This window comes from Seongchinamella sediminis (assembly GCF_003457605.1).
Lineage (GTDB): Bacteria > Pseudomonadota > Gammaproteobacteria > Pseudomonadales > Halieaceae > Halioglobus > Halioglobus sediminis.
Genome location: NZ_QRAN01000005.1, coordinates 129,365 through 148,592 on the forward strand (window position 1 = coordinate 129,365; position 19,228 = coordinate 148,592).

Here is a 19,228-nt window from a genome sequence, read left to right on the forward strand (position 1 = left end):
TGCGGCCAACCTGTCATGCAAGCGGGGAGGGGTCCGCCGCCGGCGGCTTCGCCGGGGCGGTGTAAAAGTCTTCCGGCCGCACCAGCTTGGGCTGCTCGGGATCGTGTTCATAATTGGGTGACATGATCTGTACACCATACTCATTGAAAACATCCTGGATATTGGCGTGCAGGTCCGAGTAGTGCTGGTTCATCTGCGCCACGTTATCGCAATGGGCGTTCAGCTCGTAGATCACCGTGAAATCCCCCAGGCGTTTCTGCAAGACATAGGCTGGCGGCTCGCGCATTATCCCCGGCGTTCGCTCGGCGGCCATTTTCAACATGGCCTCCACCTGCCGCCAGGGAGTGTCGTAACCGATACCGACCTCGGTGTACAGTACCAGGCCATCCTGGCGGGCGTAGGCAGAGTAATTCACTATCGCACTGTTAAGGACGATGGAGTTGGGAATGTTGATTTCCTCATTCTTCAGGGTCCGCAGTCGCGTGTTCATCGCCCGTATGTCCACTACTTCGCCACTCTGGTCACCGATGCGCACCCGGTCACCCTCGCGATAGGCAGCGCGGTAGGTCAGGCTGTAACCGGCGAGCAGATTGGAGATGAAGGAAGTCGAGCCGATGGACAGAATCACGCCCATGAAAATACCGATGCCCTTGAATGCCTGGGATTCCGAGCCGGGAATGTAGGGATAGGCGACGACGAGGGCGAGCACGATGACCGCGACCCGCACGATCCGGTAGGTGGGCATGGCCCAGTCAGCCTCGAAATTCTCCAGTCTTATCCAGCCGGACTCGACACGCTTGAAGAATGTGTGCAGGCCGCGCAGCAGCAGGCGCACCACGAACACCAGGACAGCCAGGAAGGCGATGTCGGGGATACTGTTGAGCAAACCGCTGCCGAGTTGGTGCAGCGGATCGAGCACCAGGGCAAAGATGCTCATTGCCAGGTGACGTGTCCAGGGATACAGGCCCAGCACGGTACTGGCCCAGGTCAGGACGATGGCGACCACGGCCACCAGGCGCAATGCACGGGTTATGCCGCCAAAGATGGCCCACATCTGGCGCCGGTGGATCATCCAGTGGGAGGCCTGCTCCAGGCGTTCTATCTGGCCCTTGATGCGCCGCTCAACCAGGCGGATCACCGCCCCCAGCAGCGCCAGTACCAGCCACAGCAATAGCGCTGCCGCTGCGGTGAATGCGACCAGCAGACCGGTACTGCGCAGCAGGCGCTCTGGTGTGCGTGCCTCGCGATATTCCACGATGACCCGCTGCATGCGCTGCACGGTGGCGCCGGCGAGAATATCCAGTGGCACGTCTTCCAGCGCCGCATCCACTGCAAACAGGGTGGCGACACGCTGTCCGCCAAAGCGCAGTTCGACGCCGCCGTCATCCCGAGTCACCAGAGAAGCATCGTCGGGATCGATTTCGGGATTGTCGGCGGCCTCGATCAGCGCATCGCTTATGCTGTCGGCACGCGAGTCGGCGGGCACTGCGGCGATGCCGCGTACCTGCAGCAACACGTGGCCGTCTACCACGACCGGTGCTGAATGTACCCGGTCGTCAGACGCAGTGGCCAGGCCGGCAGCCAGTGCCAGCAGCAACAGGACCAGGGTAGTCGCCCGCAAGGGTAATCTCGCCATATCCAGCTCCTTAATAACCGGCCACTATTTCAGGCCCACACCGCCAGGCAGTCCAGCGTCAATATTGTGATTTTAGACACAGGCGGCCGGCCGGGAAAATCGACCCGTGGCGGCCGCGTTTACGGCCAGCAACGTCGCCGGGTACTGGCCCATTCACCGAGCGCCGGGCAGCCGTCTCCATCCTGGCTTAATTGAGCGGTACTCTATCTGCTTGTAGCTTTGTCTCGGCGCGGGTCTTGCGTTTTACTCGAGCCCACGCAACCATGGGCGTCATTCTTAACACTCACGCCGGGACCGGCTGCAGCATTGTTCATGGCATTCAATAACGGGCAAGAGATATAGATATGGAAATAATTGCAGGGATTACTGCGCCACTGCCGCAAATTGCCGCCGAGGCGGGGCAACTGGAGAGCAATGGCGCCGATGTGATCGGGGCGGCAGAACTGGGGCACGATCCCCTTAATCAGTTGCTGCTCGCCGCGACCGGTACCCAGCGGGCCCGGTTGATGACCGGTATCGCGGTGGCCTTCGCCCGGTCACCGATGACCCTGGCGCTGGCGGCCCACGATGTCAATTCCCTGTCCGGCGGACGGCTGATGCTGGGTATAGGCTCGCAGATCAAGCCCCATATCGAGAAGCGCTACAGCATGCCGTGGTCAAAACCGGCTGCCAGGATGCGGGAGTATGTCATGGCCCTGAAAGCGATCTGGGCCGCCTGGTACGAGGGCGCGCCGCTGGATTTTCGGGGCGAGTTTTACCATCACACGCTGATGACGCCCATGTTCACACCGCTGGATGGCGAGCACGGCGCACCGCCGGTACTGGTGGCGGCGGTGGGGCCGCTGATGTCGGAAAACGCCGCCGAGGTGGCCGACGGTGTGCTGCTGCATGCCTTTACCACCGAAGAGTACGTTCGCACCGTGACCCTGCCGGCCATCGAAGCCGGTCTGGCAAAAGGCGGACGCGATCGCTCAGAACTGAAGATTGTCGGCGCCCCGTTCCTGGTTACCGGCAAGACCGAGGAGGAGTTTGCCAGAGTGAAACTGGCGGCGCTGAACCAGATCGCCTTTTATGGCTCGACGCCCGCCTACCGCGGTGTGCTCGAATCGGTGGGCTACGGCGAGTTGCAGGGGGAGTTGAATGCGCTGTCCAAGCAGGGCAGGTGGCCGGAAATGGGCCAGTGTGTCGACGATACCCTGCTGGAGAAGATCGCCGTTGTTGGCGAACCGCAGCAAATAGGCAGCAAGCTGGTGCAGCGCTACGGGGATGTTTTCGATGCCTGCCAGACCACGGTGTACTCCGGCGAGGGCTACAGTGCCGGTGAGTTCAGCCAGGAGATTGCCGCGGCAATCAAGCACGCTGCCGGGTGATTATTGCGTTCAGCGAAGCTGCTCAAGGAGTAAGTGATGAAGAAATCACTCGCGGTACTGGTGGTCATGGCCGTCATCGGCCTGCTTGTTTACAGCCAGCGAGCCAACATCGCTGCCCGGATTATGGAGCGGGGGATTGAACAGCGGCTGTTCGCCGATCGGGTGAACGAACTGGAAGACGGGCTGCACCTGGCGCTGTGCGGGGCCGGCGGACCGCTGCCTGCGCCGAAGGCCTCGGGACCCTGTGTAGCGGTGGTCGCGGGTAAGCGCCTGTTTGTCGTCGATGTGGGCACGGACAGTCCCCGCAACCTCGGCCGCATGCGCTATCAGGTGGGTAATATCGAGGCCGTTTTCCTCACCCATTTCCACTCGGATCACATCGACGGTCTGGGTGAACTGGCCACCCTGCGCTGGGCGGGTGGCGATAACACCCGGCCGCTGCCCGTTTACGGCCCCGAGGGCGTCGGGCAGGTTGTGGATGGCTTTAATAGCGCCTACGCCCAGGATTTCCGTTACCGCCACCAGCACCACGGCGACAGCGTCGCGCCCCGCAGCGGCGCCGGGCTCCAGGCGAGACCCTTCAGCAAGCCCGCCATGGGCGAGTTGGCAACGGTCATCGACGACGGCGGCCTGACGGTGGAAGCGCTGGCGGTAGACCACTCGCCGGTGGATCCCGCGGTGGGCTATCGCTTCAGTTACCGGGGCCGCTCCCTGTTGATTACCGGCGATACGGTCAAGCTGGCCAATATCGAACAGTTTGCCCGGGGCGTTGACCTGCTGGTGCACGAGGCGCTGGCGCCCAATCTGGTGAACATGATGAGCGCGGTGGCCAGCAGACAGGGCAACCCGATCATCGAGAAAATCACCCACGACATTCTCGACTATCACGCCAGCCCGGTGGCGGCGGCAGAAACCGCACGCGACGCCGGCGTGGGACACCTGCTCTATTACCACATCGTCCCGCCACTGGTCATACCCGGGCAGAAGGCCCTGTTCCTGGATGGCGCCGGGGACATCTTTCCCGACTACACCATCGGCGAAGACGGCGTCGAGTTTTCCCTGCCGGCCAACTCCGGGGACATCATCAAGACCCGTGGTGGCCTGTAGCGGCGCAGCTTACTGCGTCACTGTCACGGTCAGCACTGATCGACTGCCAAGCTACCGAAAACTGTCACCTCAAGGAGAACAACATGCTCGAACTGACCACCGTGCGGATATCCCGGGACGCAGACAACCCGCGGGTCGCGCGGCTGCTGCTGAACCGGCCCGAGAGACTGAATGCGATTATCGATGAAACCGCCGATGATGTCCGCCAGGCCGTGCGCTGGGCGGAGAAAAACGACGAGGTGCACGTGATTGTGGTTGAGGGTGCCGGCAAGGGGTTCTGCGGCGGTTACGACCTGGCCTCTTCCGCCGAACAGCAGATGGAGCATCCCTGCCAGCAGGAATCCTACCCCTGGGACCCGATGGTCGATTACGCCTGTATGAAGGACAACACCGAAGGGTTCATGAGTTTGTGGCGCTCCAGCAAACCCACCATCGCCAAGATCCACGGCGCCGCGGCGGCCGGAGGCAGCGACATCGCGCTCTGCTGCGACCTGATGGTGATGGCCGACAACGCCCGTATCGGCTACATGCCGACCCGGGTCTGGGGCTGTCCCACCACGGCCATGTGGACCTACCGACTGGGGCCGACCCGCGCCAAGCAGTTGATGTTCACCGGCGACCTGATCGACGGCAAAACCGCCGGCGAGTGGGGCCTGGCCAATTACGTGGTGCCGGAGGAGCAACTGGAGCACAAGACCATGGAACTGGCGCAACGTATCGCCGGGGTTCCCCGGGGTCACCTGGCCATGCACAAACTGGTAGTCAACCAGGTTATGCTGACCATGGGCCTGGAGCAGTCCCAGACCATGGCCACCGTGTTCGACGGCATTACCCGCCACAACCCGGAGGGGCTCTGGTTCCGGCGCTACGCCCAGACCGAGGGTTTCAAGGCCGCGGTTGACTGGCGCGACAGCGGGCGCAATATCCCCGAGGGTGACGAGGCGCGGGCAAGTATACGGGAGATGGATGACAGGCTCGCCGGCCAGTGATTGTCCGTCCCGGCCCGGCCGGGGCCATGGTTATGAATTAGCGGGAAACCCAGGAAATATGATGATCATGCATGTACGCCTGCTGCTGACTGCAGCACTGTTGACAAGCGCCCTGGCCAGGGCCAGCGACAGCGCTGACCTGCACCGCCTGCTGGACGAGCACTGGGCGCGCGCCCAGCAGGAGCAGGTGTTCTTCCGCACCGACCCCGATGCCTACCGGCCCGATGGCAAGCTGGCGCAGGTCGACGCCGCTGCCCGTGAGCGGCGCCGGGCGTTTAACGAGCAGATGCTCCGGCGGCTGGCGGAAATCGACCTCGACGCGCTGGGCGGCCAGGACCGGATAAGCTACCAGCTGTTCCGCTATGAACGGCAGACCGAGCGCGAGAGTTACGAGTACCGGGATCACCTGTTTCCGATCACCAGCCTGTTTGGCTATCACAGCTATTTCGCCGCCGCGCCGGCCAATATGGCCTTCGCTGAGCTGGTGGATTACCAGCGTTACCTGGTCAGTCTGGAGGACTTTCCCCGCTACAACCGCGAACATATTGCCTTGCTGCAGCAGGCAGTGGACAAGGGCTATACCCACTATTGCGCTGCCATCACCGGTTACGAGCAGAGCATTGCCGAGCTTATTGTCAGTGATCCGCGCCAGAGCAGCCTGTACCAGCCTTTTACCCGTATCCCCGCCACGGTGCCGGAAGAGCAACGCCAGCAACTGCGGCAAAGGGGTGTGCAACTGGTCGATGATGCGGTGATCCCCGCTTACCGGGAGCTGTACGCGTTCTTTACCGATGTATACCTGCCAAACTGTCGCCAGGCGGTGGGTATTGGCAGCCTCCCCGGTGGCGACGCCTATTACGCTTACCTGCTGCGTTTCTTCACCACCACCGACATGAGCCCGCGGCAGATCCATGAACTGGGACTGGCGGAAACCCGGCGTATTCGCGCTGAAATGGCGGCTATTATCGAGCAGGTGGGCTTTGCCGGCAGTTTCAGCGAGTTCCTTGGGTTCCTCCGCAGCGACCCGCGCTTTTACGCTGCGGACGCCCGGGACCTGCTGGAAAAAACCGCGTTTATCGCCAAGAAAATGGACGGCCTGATGCCGCGCTATTTTGGCCGGTTGGCGCGCAACACCTATGAAATACGCGGCAGTGAAGGGCGCGGCGCCTACTACGTGACCGGCGCGGAAGACGGCAGTACAGCCGGCGTCTATTTTATCAATGTCAGCAACCCGCGGTCCCAGCCCCTGTACAACCTGGAGGCGCTGACCCTGCACGAGGCGGTACCGGGCCATCACCACCAGACCGCGCTGGCCCTGGAACTGGACCTGCCGGAATTCCGCAAGACGGTTTATCACGCGGCCTTTGGCGAGGGTTGGGGGCTCTACGCCGAGAGCCTGGGCAAGGAGGCCGGCTTTTACACCGACCCCTACAGCGACTTCGGCCGGCTGACCTATGAAATGTGGCGCGCCAACCGGCTGGTGGTGGACACCGGCCTGCATGCCTTTGGCTGGTCACGGCAGCAGGCTATCGATTACCTGCTGGCCAACTCGGCGCTGACCGAGGCGGAAGTGGCGAGTGAGGTCGACCGCTATATCACCTGGCCGGGGCAGGCCACCGCCTACAAAATAGGAGAACTGCGGATAAAGGCGCTGCGTGCCGAGGCCGAGCAGGCCCTGGGGCCGGACTTCGACCTGCGCGCCTTCCACGATGTGGTGGTGGGCAACGGGTCGGTGGCGATTGCCATTCTCGAGGAGGTGGTACGGGAATGGATTGTGGCGCAGCAGAATGGAGCCTGAGAGGGTGCCTGCCGCGCCCGGGCGCTCACCCCGCCTGCACTTATGACGGTTGATTTACCGCTGCTGCCGAGGCCGCTGATTCTCGATGGCGGTCTCGCCACGGAGCTGGAGGCCAGGGGTTTCGACCTGAAGCACAAACTCTGGTCGGCGCGGCTGCTGCTGGAAGATCCCGGGGCGCTAAGCGACGTCCACCTGGCCTATCTGCGGGCCGGGGCCGGCTGCATCATCAGCGCCAGCTACCAGGCGAGCGTGGATGGCTTCATGGCCCTCGGGCTCAGCGAGGCAGAAGCCCTTGCGCTGCTGGATTTGTCGCTGCAGCTGGGGCGGGATGCGATCACCCGCTACAGCGAGGAATGCCGGCCCGCAGTGCGCCCGCTGCTGGCGGCCAGTGTCGGCCCCTATGGCGCCTGCCTGGCGGACGGCTCCGAGTACCGGGGCCACTACCACCTGGACCAGGCCGGCCTGTACCGTTTTCATCGCCAGCGTTTCCTGCGCCTCGCCGCCGGCGGTGCCGATTTCCTGGCCTGTGAAACCATTCCCTGTATTGACGAGGCGCTGGCCCTCAACCGGCTGATTGCGGAAACTGCGTCACCGGCCTGGATCAGTTTTTCCTGTCGGGACGACGCTCACCTGAGTAGCGGTGAATCCATTGAACAGGCGGCGAGGGCCTTGGCGGGCAATGCCTGGCTCTTCGCCCTGGGCGTCAATTGCACCGCGCCCGGCCATATCACCGCTTTGATTGACCGGCTGCGCAGCGCCTGGAGCAGGCGCATTGTGGTCTACCCCAATTCCGGTGAGCAGTACTGCGCCGCGACGGGTCGTTGGCAGGGCACGCGCAGCCCGTTGGAATTCGCCGCCGCGGCCAGCACCTGGTGGCAGCATGGCGCCGACATTATCGGCGGCTGCTGTCGCACCGGGCCGGCGCATGTCGCCGCGCTGCGGCGGGCCCTGGCCTGAGCGGGGACCTAGTCCCCCGGCTTGATGCTGTAGCCCAGCGCCAGCATCGCCTTGATCGTGCCGATGACGGTCGCCCGGTCGTACTCCTTTTCTGCTTCGGGCAGCTGGTTATAGGCCACCAGGCAGGGATGGGTCTTGCGGCTGTCGTCGCGCACATCCCCCAGCTTCCAGCCGTCCTGGTAGCGCTGCAGTGCCCAGATGTCGTGGGTATGTTGCGCCAGTTTTTCGATCAGTGGATTCAGTGATTCGTCCACCGCCACCGAACTGACGTCGATGGGGCTGGGCTCGTAACCAAAATAGTCATCCAGGTCACGGGCCAGGTCCAGGGCGGTGGTGTAACGCTGGCCCGGGTCGCGGGCGATGGCCTGCAGGCAGATGCGCTCCAGCTCCCGCGGGATACTGTCATCGATCTGCCGCGGAGGACGCACCTCGCCGCTGCTGATCGCGACGGCCAGTTGCTCCCGGGTGTCACCCTGGAACGGCAGTTGCCCGCACATGAGCTGGTAGAGCAGCACGCCCAGAGCATAGATATCGGTGCGGCCATCCAGCGCGCGGGTGTTGGCGTCTGCCTGTTCCGGACTCATGTAGGCCGGTGTAGCCGCATCCCCGGCCAGCCCTGACTGCTGCTGCGGGTTGTAGGCGATGCCGAAGTCGGTCACATGGGTGCTGCCGTCGGCGCCGACGATAACGTTCGCCGGTTTGATATCACAGTGCACAATGCCGGCGAGATGGGCGTGGTGCAGGGCAAGGGCGGCATCGCGGATGATGCGCACGGTTTCCGGCAGGCTGATCCGGCCCTGTTGCAGCAGCTGGCCGAGGTCCTGGCCGCGGATGAATTTGGAGACGATGTAGCAGGCGTCCTCCGGGGTGCGGATGCAGTCGTACACCGGCACGATATGCTGGTGGTCCAGTTGCGCCACGGTACGGGCCTCGGCGATAAAGCTCTCCAGGCTGTCATAGTGGGAGAGCAGTTGCTGGCGGGGTTTTTTCATCGCCACCAGGCGGTCCAGCTCCAGGTCGTAAGCCAGGAAAACGTAACCGAACGCGCCCTGGCCCAGGTAGCGCTTGACCTCGAAGCGGCCGAGAATGACTTCACCCGGCTGCTGCGGCAGCGATTCCCCGGCAGGGAAATCGCCAGCTGTTGGCGCTGCGGATGCCGGACTGGGCTCGGTCGCGCTCATTGTTTCGGTGTGATTAAACGGTCCATCGTTCATGCTGGCTTACCCTGGCGTTTCCCCGCAGTATATCGCGAGCGCGGCCGCCAGCGTTAGGACGGGTCCGGAGGGGATGAAATTGCGCCGGTGATTTGCCATCATGGACGCGGTCCTTCGCTGGAGGCCCGCCTGCCCGCAAGTCATAACAAGTGGAGAATGACAGTGAGTGTGAAATCGACTTCTTTGGCCGGGGTCCTGTTCGCCGCCGCATCGAGGCAACACCAGCTCCCCACCGGCGCGTTATGTGGTTGCAGTGAAACACCGGTGGAATCCTTATGCTGAAAGCCATTTTTCCCCTCGCGCTGTTGGCCCTGCTCAGCGCCTGTGTCGACGACGCAATGCACATCACCGGCTGCGCGCCACTGGGAGATATTGTTCCCGTTTGCGGCATGCAGACGCCGGAAGACATCGCCGCGCTGCCGGATGGACGGCATCTGTTGCTGGCCAATTTTGGCGGCATGCACGACGGCACCGGCAGCCTGTCGCTGTTCGACACCGAGAGTCAAGGGCTGACGCCGCTGTTCCCACCGGCGGACGGCAGGATCGATAGCGGCGACCCCCTGTGGGGCGAGGCTGGCTGTGAACCGCCCCCGCTGGCGGAATTCAGCCCCCACGGTACCCACCTGCACCAGCTGGCGGATGGCCGCTGGCGCTACCTGGTGGTGAATCACGGCGGCCGCGAGGCCATTGAAATGTTTGAACTCCTCGGCCGGGGAGAACAGAGCCGGCTGGCCTGGCGCGGCTGTGTGCCGGCGGGGCCGGATACCTTCATGAACGATGTTGTCGGCCTGGCCAGCGGCGAACTGGTCTTTACCCGGATGTACCACCATGGCGGCGGCCGCCTGGAGCTGTTGCTAAGCCTGCTGGGGCGTAACACCGGCGACTTGTGGCGCTGGAGCCGGGAGCGCGGCCTGCGGGTCATTCCCGGTACCGAGGCCAACCAGCCCAATGGCATCGAGATATCCGCGGATGAACAATACGTGTTCGCCAATATGTACATGACAGGCGAGGTATGGAAAGTGGACATAGACACCGCAGAGGTCGTGGCGACAGCGCCGGTGGCCAGTGGCGATAACAGCGCCTGGGGTTCGGATGGCAGGCTGTGGGTGGTCACCCACACCGACAGCCTGCCCAACCTGCTGTCCTGCTTCGATCATCAGGCGCAGCCCTGCGGCGCCGGCTTTGCCGTCGTCGCGCTGGACCCGGATACCATGGCCTGGGAAACGGTATTCGAGCACCGTGGCGCGCCTATGGGGGCGGCCACTGTTGCGGTGCCGCAGAACGGCCGGGTCTACATGGGCTCTTTCGTCGGTGACCGGCTGATATCGGTGGCTGATTTCGGGGCGCCCGGATAGCCTTCGATATTATCCCCATGCCGGTCCAGCGGATCGCTGTTGGCGCAATTCAGGCGGCCGAGAGGTAATGGACGCTGAATAGCCGCTCGGGGTCCAGCCAGCTCTGGCGCAGGGCAAGTCCCGCTAAACCTGCCAGTGAGGCAAAGCTCTCGATGGTGTATTTGTAGGAATTTTCGGTGTGTATCGATTCGCCCTCCCCGAGATCGATATAGCTGCCGTTGCAGCGTACCCGCTGGGCCTTGTTGCTCACCAGGTGCATTTCAATGCGCTGGTCCTCTTCGTTGTAAAAGGCTCTATGGTTGAAGGCGCGGGGGTCGAAGTCGGCGTCCAGCTCCCGGTTCAGCCGCCGTAGCAGGTTCAGGTTGAATTCCGCAGTGACGCCGCTGGCATCGTTGTATGCCGCGTTGAGGCGCCCGCTCGACTTGTGCAGGTCCACGCCAATCAGTATGCCGCCGTCGTCACCGATGACCTTGCGCACCCGCTGCAGGAAGTTCCGCGCCTCCTCAGGCGCCAGGTTGCCAATAGTCGATCCCGGGTAAAATACCACCCGTTTGCCGCCGGGCAGCCGTTGCAGGAATGACCAGTCGCGGTTGAAGTCGGCACAGATCGCGGTCACCGGCAGCCAGGGATACTCGCGGCCCAGTTGGCGTGCGGTTTGCCGGAGGAAGTCGGCGGAGATGTCCAGGGGCACGTAGGCTGCCGGCCGCAGCGATGACAACAACAGCCGGACCTTCTCGCAACTGCCGCTACCGGGCTCTATGAGGACACAGTTGGGGCCGCAACGGGCGCTTATCTCCTCGCGGTTTTGCTCCAGAATGGCCATTTCGGTCCGGGTCGGGTAGTACTCGGGTAGACGGGTGATGGCCTCGAACAGCTGCGAGCCGCGTTCATCGTAAAACCATTTCGGGCTGATGTGCTTCCGGGTTCGCTGCAATCCCGCCAGCAACTCCTCTGCGCCGTCCCCAGTGCTGGGGTGGACATTATGGAAACTGACGTTGTCCGGTTTCTCCGTCCCACTGGAATCGCTCTTGGGTCGCGTGGTCATGGCTTGGTTTCCGCTTACAGTGACTTTGCCAGACGGATGCCGCTGAACTGCCAGCGATCCGGCGGGTAGAAAAAATTGCGATAGCTGGGCCGGACATGATCGGCTGTGGAAACGCAGGAGCCACCGCGCAATACCCACTGGTTGCTCATGAACTTGCCGTTGTATTCACCGATGGCATCGGCACTGGGGCTGAACCCGGGATAGGGGCTGTAGGCGCTCTGGGTCCATTGCCAGCAATTGCCGTACAACTGCTGGATACCGCCGCGTTGATCGGCAGGGGAGGGGTGGAGATAGCCATTCTCCAGGCCTCCGCTGGGCCCCGGTTCAGTACAGGCCACCAGTTCCCACTCCTGTTCGGTGGGCAGCCTGGCGCCGGCCCAGCGGGCGTAGGCATCCGCCTCGTAACCGCTCACGTGGCAGACCGGTTCCTCGTCCAGACGGGAGCGCAGGCCATAGAGGCTGAACTCCAGGCATTCGCCCTCCCGGTCCGACCAGTAGTGGGGAGCCTGCCAGCCGCGTTCGCATACGGTCGTCCAGCCATCCGCCAGCCAGAACTCCGGACGCCGATAGCCACCATCGTCAATGAAGGCCTGGTATTCGCCGTTGGTTACCAGCCGGCTGGCGAAACTGAAGGCTTGCAGATAAGTCTTGTGACGCGGCAATTCGTTGTCGAAGCAGAATCCCTCGCCTGCAAAGCCGGTTTCGGACAGGCCGCCGGTGAAGTCGTGCCAGCCCAGGGGCGGCACGCTAGCCGCTGGCCGCCCGCCATCTTCCAGGTAGGCCGGCGCCAGCGGGTTCACCGCCAGCGAGTACTTCAGGTCGGTAAAAAACAGCTCCTGGTGCTGGCGTTCGTGCTCAATACCGAGACGGAGGCGCCGGCTGATCTCCTCCTCTGCCGGCTGTGATTTGCGCAGCAGCTCGAGGATGGCGTTGTCGACGCTTTGTCTATATTCCATGACCTGCGCCACCGTCGGCCGGGACAGCAGGCCGCGCTGGTGCCGGGGGTGCTGGGCCCCAATGCCGTTGTAGTAGGAATTGAACAGCACCTCGTAGCGCGGCTCGGGGCTCTGGTAGCCGCCGAGATAGGGCTTCAGCAGAAAGGTTTCAAAAAACCACGTGGTGTGGGCCAGGTGCCACTTGGGGGGGCTGGTGAAGGGCTCCGCCTGCAGGCCGAAGTCTTCCGCACACAGGGGCTCGCAGAATACCTCTGACTGGCGGCGAGTCTGCTGATACAACTCGAGTAGCTTGTCGGTCACGCTGTGTTCCCCGGGTGCATGCGGTAAGGGTAGCAGCTTTTGCCGTAATGTTTATGCTGGTTGGCACCAGTGATCGTCCGGTACTGCCGTTATGGCTGCTCCCGCGACAGTGATAGTATGCCCGCATCGTGTACTCGCAGGCCAGAATCCCGTTTTATGGCATTTCGATTTTTTGAGCAACTGGTCGACCCGTTTCCGCCGCCGGCGCCGGAGCGCTCGCCACGGTCTGTGTACCGCTTTTGTCGGCACCACGCCAGGGGACTGGAGCCCTTTCTGCTGGCGATGGCGCTGCTCAGCACGGCCATCGCCATTGTCGAGGTCTACCTGTTCGATCTGCTGGGACGGCTGGTAGACCTGCTCGCCGCGAGTAGTCCCGAGGGATTCCTTGCCGGCCCCGCAGGCGAGCTGTTGTGGCTGGCCCTGGGAGTTATCATCGCCTACCCCATCCTGGTGGGCATCTCCTCGCTGTTGCTGCACCAGACGCTGATGGGCAACTTCCCGATGATTGTCCGCTGGATGAGCCATCGTTACCTGTTGCGCCAGAGCCTGAGCTTTTTCCAGGATGAGTTTGCCGGACGCATCGCCACCCGGGTAATGCAGACCTCCCTGGCTGTGCGCTCCACGGTCATCAAGCTGCTGGACCTCATGGTGTACGTCTCGGTGTATTTCCTGTCGGTGCTGGTGTTGTTGGCCAGCATAGACCTGCGCCTGATGTTGCCCATGCTCCTGTGGCTGGGCTGTTACATCGGGCTGCTGTATGTGTTGCTGCCCCGCCTGCAGAGTATCTCCGAGCGCCAGGCCGATGCGCGGGCGATGATGACCGGCCGCATCGCCGACAGCTACACCAACATTTCCACGGTCAAGCTGTTTTCCCATGCCCGGCGGGAGTCGGCCTATGCCCGGGAGGGCATGGAGGAGTTTCTCGGCACGGTGCACCCACAGATGCGGCTGGTCACCTGGATGGAAACCGGGGTGGCGGTCAACAACACCGTGATGCTGGTGGCGGTTGGTTTCAGCGCGCTTTACCTGTGGTTCCAGTCCGGTATCAGCCCGGGGGAAATTGCCGCGGCGTTTGCCCTGTGCCTGCGGCTCAACGGCATCAGCGAGTGGATCATGTGGGAGGTGTCTGACCTGTTTGAAAATGTCGGTACGGTCAAGGACGGCGCCGGCGCCATCTCCCGGCACATCGCCGTAGAGGACGCCGAGGACGCGGCAGAGCTGGATGCGCGGGAAGGGGGAATCAGCTTCCAGCAGCTTGGGTTTGGCTACAGTGCCGGCAAGCCGGTATTCGACAAACTGGACCTGGAAATCAGGCCCGGGGAAAAGCTCGGGGTCATCGGTCGCTCGGGGGCCGGTAAATCCACCCTGGTCAACCTGCTGTTACGCTTTTACGACGTGGACAGCGGCAGCATCAAGGTTGACGGGCAGGATATCCGCGGGGTCACCCAGGAGAGCCTGCGCGCCAACATCGGCATGGTTACCCAGGATACCTCGCTGCTGCACCGCTCCGTGCGGGACAATATTCTCTATGGCCGCCAGGATGCAACCGAAGAACAGCTGATGGCGGCCATCGACAAGGCCAGGGCCCGCAGCTTTATCGACGAACTGGAGGACCAGGCGGGACAGCGAGGGTTGGACGCGCAAGTAGGGGAGCGGGGCGTCAAGCTCAGCGGCGGCCAGCGCCAGCGCATTGCCATTGCCCGGGTTATCCTCAAGGACGCCCCTATCCTGGTGCTGGATGAAGCGACTTCGGCGCTGGATTCCGAAGTCGAGCTGGCGATCCAGGACAGCCTCTACCAGCTGATGGAGGGCAAGACGGTGATTGCTATCGCTCACCGCTTGTCGACCATTGCCGCCCTGGACCGGCTGGTGGTGCTGGACGAGGGCCGGATCGTGGAGTCTGGCACCCACACCGAACTGCTGGCGCAGGGCGGTATTTACAAGCGGCTGTGGGACTACCAGTCTGGCGGGTTTCTGGCCCCTGAGTATTGAAGCGCCCGGGTGTAGCGCAAGCGCTGTATTCGTTGTGGCGTAGCATCGTTGTTGAACATCCCAGGTAGTCGTACTGCGATTGTTGGGTAATACCGATTTTGCCTGGTTGCGAGCGGGGTCTATACTTCCCGGTGGCTATCGGAGGCCGTTAACCATTGAATTGTGAGGGAACTATGAAAAAGACTGGCGCAGTATTATTGGCTTCACTCTTCCTGGCTCTGCCGGCACTTGCCGAGGATGAAAGCCACATGGAGAAAGCAAAGGAAGCAAGCGGGGAAGCGTGGGAGAGCACCAAGGAAGCCTCCGGCGAAGCCTGGGAGGCGACCAAGGAGGGAAGTGAAAAGGCCTGGGATGCTACCAAGGAAACCAGCGGCGAAGCCTGGGACGCCACCAAGGAGGGCAGCAAAAAAGCCTGGGAAGCCACCAAAGAGGGCAGTGAAAAGGCCTGGGATGCCACCAAGGAAGGCAGCCAGAAAGCCTGGGATGCGACCAAGGAAACCAGTGAAAAGGCCTGGGACGCCACCAAAGACGCTGTCACTCCAGACGAAGACCCAGCCAGCAAAGAGTAACAGCCTGCCTCCTGTACCAGGGAGCCAGGCAGTCGCCCGGACTCACTGGATTGGAGTCCGCCAGCCCGGGGAGCGCGAGAAACTCTGCTGCCCCATCCGGGCGCAGTCTTGAATGTGCGCCTCCAGGTGCTAAAGGGTTGGGGGCCGTCGCTGGCTATCTGCTTGGTCGTGTGTCAATTATTCGCATGAGCGAATGAATGCAGCCACATCCTCGCAAAACTGCTGTCTCTCCCGGTGCCAGGAATAAAACATATGTCCGCCCGCGTAGAGTTTCTCAACGATGCGGGCCTTCACCTCAGGTTTCAGCCTGCTCTGGTGGACGAGCCGCTTGCTGGCAAAATAGGGCGTGACGGTGTCAAACTGGCCATGCACGATCATGGCTCGCAGGGCGTTGTTGCTGTTCATGCCGGCCCGGAAGTCATCCATTGATTCGGCCAGTTGAAACAGGTCGAAGTCTTTTTCGTCGTTCTTCCAGGCCTTGTTGGCTTCCTCGTTCAGGACGATGTATTCCAGTTCCGTGGAAACGCCTAGTTCCTCTCTCTGGAACTGGTATATCGCCGCGGCATAAAGGTTCATGGTAGTGAACAATGCCTCGCTGATGGCGGCGTCATTATTGGTGCGATTGGGAAAGGCGTCGCTGGAAACCAGGCTGCCGTCGTAGAGATCCGTGATCTGGTGATCCTGTTTCTTCAGTTGCCGGGCAAAATCAACGAAGGTGACGCGGCCCTCTGACTCGATCACGAACTGTTCGTCCAGGCCCATCATGGCGGCCACTTGCGCGAAAATCTGCTGCCGCTCGCTGTCATCCATCAGCGTTCCCGCCACCAGCGCGCGGGCGTAATCGGAGATGGCGAAAGCTTCGGCGCCAGCCACCACCTCGGTCATGGCTGCCCCGGCGTCGACGTGACGGCACAGGCCGTGTTTATGGGCAATGCCGACATAAACCGGCAGCTGGTTGATCCACTGGCTTGTGCTGTAGTCGGAATCGGAGGCATCGCGGAACTGCCAGATGGGAGAGATGACAATAAGGCCATCTACCGCCAGCTGGAACTCCCTGGAAAACAGCTTGGCCAGGCGGGTCGCCCGGTAACCGCCATAACTTTCCCCGGCAAAATACAGCGGGCTCTGCCAGCGCTTGTGCCCGGTGAGGAACTTGCGCATGAACTCGGCAATGCTCGCCAGGTCCTTCTTGATGGCCCAGTAGGGATTGTCCTTGCTCTTGTCGGCCTTGGCGGCCTCATTTTTCTCGCCGCCGGATTTGTCTTCCGGCCGCAGGCGGCTGTAGCCGGTGCCAATGGCATCGATAAATACCAGGTCAGTAAAGCCCAGCCAGTGTGCGGGGTTGTCGACCAGGGTTTTGGTCCCCGGGACTTCATGGCCGTCATCGCCAAAGGCGAGTATCCGCGGGCCGCAGCAGGCGAATTGCAGGAAGGCGGAGCAGCCCCCGGGGCCGCCATTGATGCAGAAGGTGATGGCACGCTGGGGGTCTTCATTCTTTACCAGGTACGCGGTATAGAACATGTCGGCAGCAGGTTTGTCATCAATATGCAGGGGCATCCAGTCGGCGATGACCTCGGTCGTCAGTTCGATATCGGCAGAGCGGAAGGTCATGGTTTTCCGGCCGCCCTTGTTGCTGTTCTTTGCTTCGTTCTGCTTGTCGTTGCTTTCGCTCATGGTCGAATAGTTCCTTATCAGATGCTGTTGCGATGCCCGAGGATTCCACTGCGGTTCGCATGCGATTATAGATTGTCCCGGTGATGATGGCGGCAAACCACTGTCATTGCCCTGTGACTCAATAAAGATCTCGAGATTTACGCAGGCGGCGGTTGTGGAAGACCCGGTTTCACTACGTGATCGGTGAGGTATCATGTCAGGCAGGAGCCTACACACACCTGCAGATTTCGGGAGCGTTACTGTTGTCTAATTCAGCGAACTACGGGGTCGACTTTGACCAGCCGTTTCAACCCCATAATGACAGTATGAAATGGAACCGCTACGCCGGCAGCGGGCCCGATGTAGTGCCGGCCTGGGTGGCGGACATGGACTTCCTGGCCCCTGCGCCAGTGCGCGAGGCGGTGCAGCAACGCCTGGAAGTTGCGCCGCTGGGTTACGCCGAGGCCCCGCAGGAGCTGCTGGAGGTATTCCGCGCACGTATGCAGAAGCTTTACGGCTGGCAAGTGAAGCAGGAGTGGTTGGTGGTTCTGCCCGGGGTGGTGCCAGGACTGTTTGGCGCCGTGCGCACCGCGGGTAAGGCCGGTGACGCGGTGATTACCCAGACACCGAACTACCACCACTTTTTCGGCGCCGCCGGGTATTCCGACCAGCGCCTGCTGCCTCTGGGGCACCAACTGCGCGGTGGTCGCTGGGAAATGGATCTCGACCAGTTGCCGCACCTGGCGGGTCAGGGCGCCCGCAGCTTCCTGCTCTGTAATCCCCACAATCCGCTGGGGCGGGTGTTAAGCGAGCAGGAACTGTCGCAGGTGGCCGAGTTTTGCTTGCAACACGATCTGCTTATCTGCGCCGACGAAATCCACGCCGAGCTTGTGCTCGACGGGGACAAACAGCACGTCCCCCTGGCGAGCCTGTCACCCGAGGTGGCGACGCAAAGCATTACCCTGGTGTCGCCCAGCAAGGCCTTCAATCTTCCGGGTATTGGCGCTTTTGCCCTGGCGGTGATACCCGACGCAGACCTTCGCGCCACCTTTGCGCGCCGCATCTATGGCCTGGCCGCCCATCCCGGGGCCCTGTCCTTTGCCGCGGCCCTGGCGGCCTGGCGGGATTGCGATGACTGGCTGGCCGAGTTGCTGCCGTACCTGCGGGATAACCGCGACCTGCTGCAGCAGCGGGTCGCTGCCATGACTGGGGTCACCATGACCCATGTGGAGGCGACCTACCTGGCCTGGCTGGATGTGTCGGCGCTTGCAATCGAGAACCCGTTTGAACACTTCCTCGCCCACGGGGTCGCCTTGTCAGACGGCAGGCCCATGGGTGACGGCAATTTCCTGCGGCTGAACTTTGGCACCAGTCGCGCCAGGCTGGAGCAGATTATCCAGCGTATGGAGGTGGCCCTGGGCGCTCGCTAGGGGCGCCGAGAGCCCACAGCAGGGGTTTACTTCGGCGGCATCCGGATACCGCCGTCCAGGCGGATTACCTCGGCATTGAGGTAGGGGTTGGTAATGCATTCCATCACGGCGAATGCGAGTTCCTCGCCGGAGCCCAGGCGCTTGGGAAACAATACCGACTGTCCCAGGTGGGCCTTGAACGCTTCGGCGTGCTCACCCTCGCCGTAAATCGGGGTGTCGATGAGGCCGGGGGCGATCGTGTTCACCCGCACGCCCACGGCGCTCAGGTCGCGGGCGATGGGCAGGGTCATGCCCACCACGCCGCCTTTGGAGGCGGAGTATGAGGCCTGGCCGATCTGGCCATCGAAAGCGGCACAGGACGCCATGTTGACGATCGCGCCGCGGCAGCCGTCTTCGTCCAGTGGCTCCTGCTTGGCCATGGCGGCAGCAGCGCGGCTGAGCACGTTGAAGGTGCCGATCAGGTTGACCTTGATAACGAAGCTGAACTTCTCCAGGTCCAGGGGGACGTTGTTGCGGTCAATGGTCCGCCCGGGAGCACCCAGGCCGGCGGAGTTGACGCAGGCGCGCAGGGGGGCGAGGGCCACCGCGGCAGCCACTGCCGCGTCGGCATCGTCGGTTTTGGTAACGTCACAGCGCACAAATACGCCGCCGATCTCCCCGGCTACCTGCTGGCCTTTTTCTTCATTGAGGTCGGCGATAACGACTTTGGAGCCAGCGGCGGCCAGTTGCCGGGCGGTGGCTTCGCCGATGCCCGAGGCACCGCCGGTGACGATGGCTGAGCTGTTTTCCAGGTTCATGCGTGGCATTGCTGTTTTCCTTATTGGTTGGCCAGAGAGGCGGTAAATCATGGTCGGCCA

The 19,228-nt window shown here is 62.5% G+C and carries 15 protein-coding genes; 9 read left to right on the plus strand and 6 right to left on the minus strand.

Annotation, left to right across the window (positions count from 1 at the left end; genetic code table 11):
- Positions 1 to 13 precede the first annotated feature (13 nt).
- Positions 14 to 1,636 (minus strand): mechanosensitive ion channel family protein, encoded by a 1,623-nt coding sequence (locus DWB85_RS06460; RefSeq protein WP_117953390.1) that lies wholly within the window; start codon positions 1,634 to 1,636, stop codon positions 14 to 16.
- 344 nt (positions 1,637 to 1,980) lie between these two features.
- Here DWB85_RS06460 and DWB85_RS06465 point away from each other — a divergent pair, with 344 nt between their 5' ends.
- The 5 genes from DWB85_RS06465 (at position 1,981) to mmuM (ending at position 7,857) form a co-directional block, all read left to right on the plus strand.
- A complete protein-coding gene (locus DWB85_RS06465) occupies positions 1,981 to 3,006 on the plus strand; it encodes a TIGR03617 family F420-dependent LLM class oxidoreductase (protein ID WP_117953391.1) in 1,026 nt (341 codons plus the stop codon).
- Positions 3,007 to 3,042: 36 nt separating this feature from the next.
- Positions 3,043 to 4,113: an MBL fold metallo-hydrolase gene (locus tag DWB85_RS06470; protein WP_117953392.1), complete on the plus strand. Its 1,071-nt coding sequence runs from the start codon at positions 3,043 to 3,045 to the stop codon at positions 4,111 to 4,113.
- Positions 4,114 to 4,151: 38 nt separating this feature from the next.
- Complete coding sequence (locus DWB85_RS06475; protein ID WP_275399903.1) at positions 4,152 to 5,102, plus strand: crotonase/enoyl-CoA hydratase family protein; 951 nt, start codon at positions 4,152 to 4,154, stop codon at positions 5,100 to 5,102.
- Between the two features lie 61 nt (positions 5,103 to 5,163).
- Positions 5,164 to 6,900, plus strand: a complete 1,737-nt coding sequence (locus tag DWB85_RS06480; RefSeq protein ID WP_117953394.1) for a DUF885 domain-containing protein — start codon at positions 5,164 to 5,166, stop codon at positions 6,898 to 6,900.
- A gap of 42 nt (positions 6,901 to 6,942) precedes the next feature.
- Entirely contained in the window at positions 6,943 to 7,857 is a 915-nt protein-coding gene (mmuM, locus tag DWB85_RS06485; protein WP_117953395.1) for a homocysteine S-methyltransferase, read from the plus strand.
- An 8-nt stretch (positions 7,858 to 7,865) separates the two neighbouring features.
- Here the strand turns inward: mmuM and DWB85_RS06490 are convergent, their stop codons facing one another.
- Positions 7,866 to 9,071, minus strand: a complete 1,206-nt coding sequence (locus tag DWB85_RS06490; RefSeq protein WP_117953396.1) for a protein kinase domain-containing protein — start codon at positions 9,069 to 9,071, stop codon at positions 7,866 to 7,868.
- 275 nt (positions 9,072 to 9,346) lie between these two features.
- Here DWB85_RS06490 and DWB85_RS06495 point away from each other — a divergent pair, with 275 nt between their 5' ends.
- Positions 9,347 to 10,426, plus strand: a complete 1,080-nt coding sequence (locus DWB85_RS06495; protein WP_117953397.1) for an SMP-30/gluconolactonase/LRE family protein — start codon at positions 9,347 to 9,349, stop codon at positions 10,424 to 10,426.
- A 49-nt stretch (positions 10,427 to 10,475) separates the two neighbouring features.
- Here the strand turns inward: DWB85_RS06495 and egtD are convergent, their stop codons facing one another.
- On the minus strand, positions 10,476 to 11,471 hold the full coding sequence (egtD, locus tag DWB85_RS06500; protein WP_117953398.1) for an L-histidine N(alpha)-methyltransferase: 996 nt from the start codon (positions 11,469 to 11,471) through the stop codon (positions 10,476 to 10,478).
- Between the two features lie 14 nt (positions 11,472 to 11,485).
- Positions 11,486 to 12,727, minus strand: coding sequence for an ergothioneine biosynthesis protein EgtB (gene egtB / locus DWB85_RS06505; protein WP_117953399.1), 1,242 nt, complete (start codon positions 12,725 to 12,727; stop codon positions 11,486 to 11,488).
- A 156-nt stretch (positions 12,728 to 12,883) separates the two neighbouring features.
- Here egtB and DWB85_RS06510 point away from each other — a divergent pair, with 156 nt between their 5' ends.
- Both DWB85_RS06510 and DWB85_RS06515 read left to right on the plus strand, forming a co-directional pair.
- Complete coding sequence (locus tag DWB85_RS06510; protein WP_117953400.1) at positions 12,884 to 14,719, plus strand: ABC transporter ATP-binding protein; 1,836 nt, start codon at positions 12,884 to 12,886, stop codon at positions 14,717 to 14,719.
- A gap of 173 nt (positions 14,720 to 14,892) precedes the next feature.
- On the plus strand, positions 14,893 to 15,288 hold the full coding sequence (locus tag DWB85_RS06515) for a hypothetical protein (protein ID WP_117953401.1): 396 nt from the start codon (positions 14,893 to 14,895) through the stop codon (positions 15,286 to 15,288).
- Positions 15,289 to 15,465: 177 nt separating this feature from the next.
- Here DWB85_RS06515 and DWB85_RS06520 read toward each other — a convergent pair whose 3' ends face one another.
- The gene (locus DWB85_RS06520) at positions 15,466 to 16,962 is read right to left on the minus strand and encodes a S10 family serine carboxypeptidase-like protein (protein WP_162846034.1); all 1,497 of its coding nucleotides are present in this window, start codon (positions 16,960 to 16,962) and stop codon (positions 15,466 to 15,468) included.
- A gap of 242 nt (positions 16,963 to 17,204) precedes the next feature.
- Between DWB85_RS06520 and DWB85_RS06525 the strand changes: the two genes are divergently transcribed.
- On the plus strand, positions 17,205 to 18,371 hold the full coding sequence (locus DWB85_RS06525; RefSeq protein ID WP_133300574.1) for a MalY/PatB family protein: 1,167 nt from the start codon (positions 17,205 to 17,207) through the stop codon (positions 18,369 to 18,371).
- Between the two features lie 26 nt (positions 18,372 to 18,397).
- On the opposite strand, the gene DWB85_RS06530 is transcribed toward DWB85_RS06525, so the two are convergent.
- Positions 18,398 to 19,177: an SDR family NAD(P)-dependent oxidoreductase gene (locus DWB85_RS06530; protein ID WP_117953404.1), complete on the minus strand. Its 780-nt coding sequence runs from the start codon at positions 19,175 to 19,177 to the stop codon at positions 18,398 to 18,400.
- Positions 19,178 to 19,228: the final 51 nt, after the last annotated feature.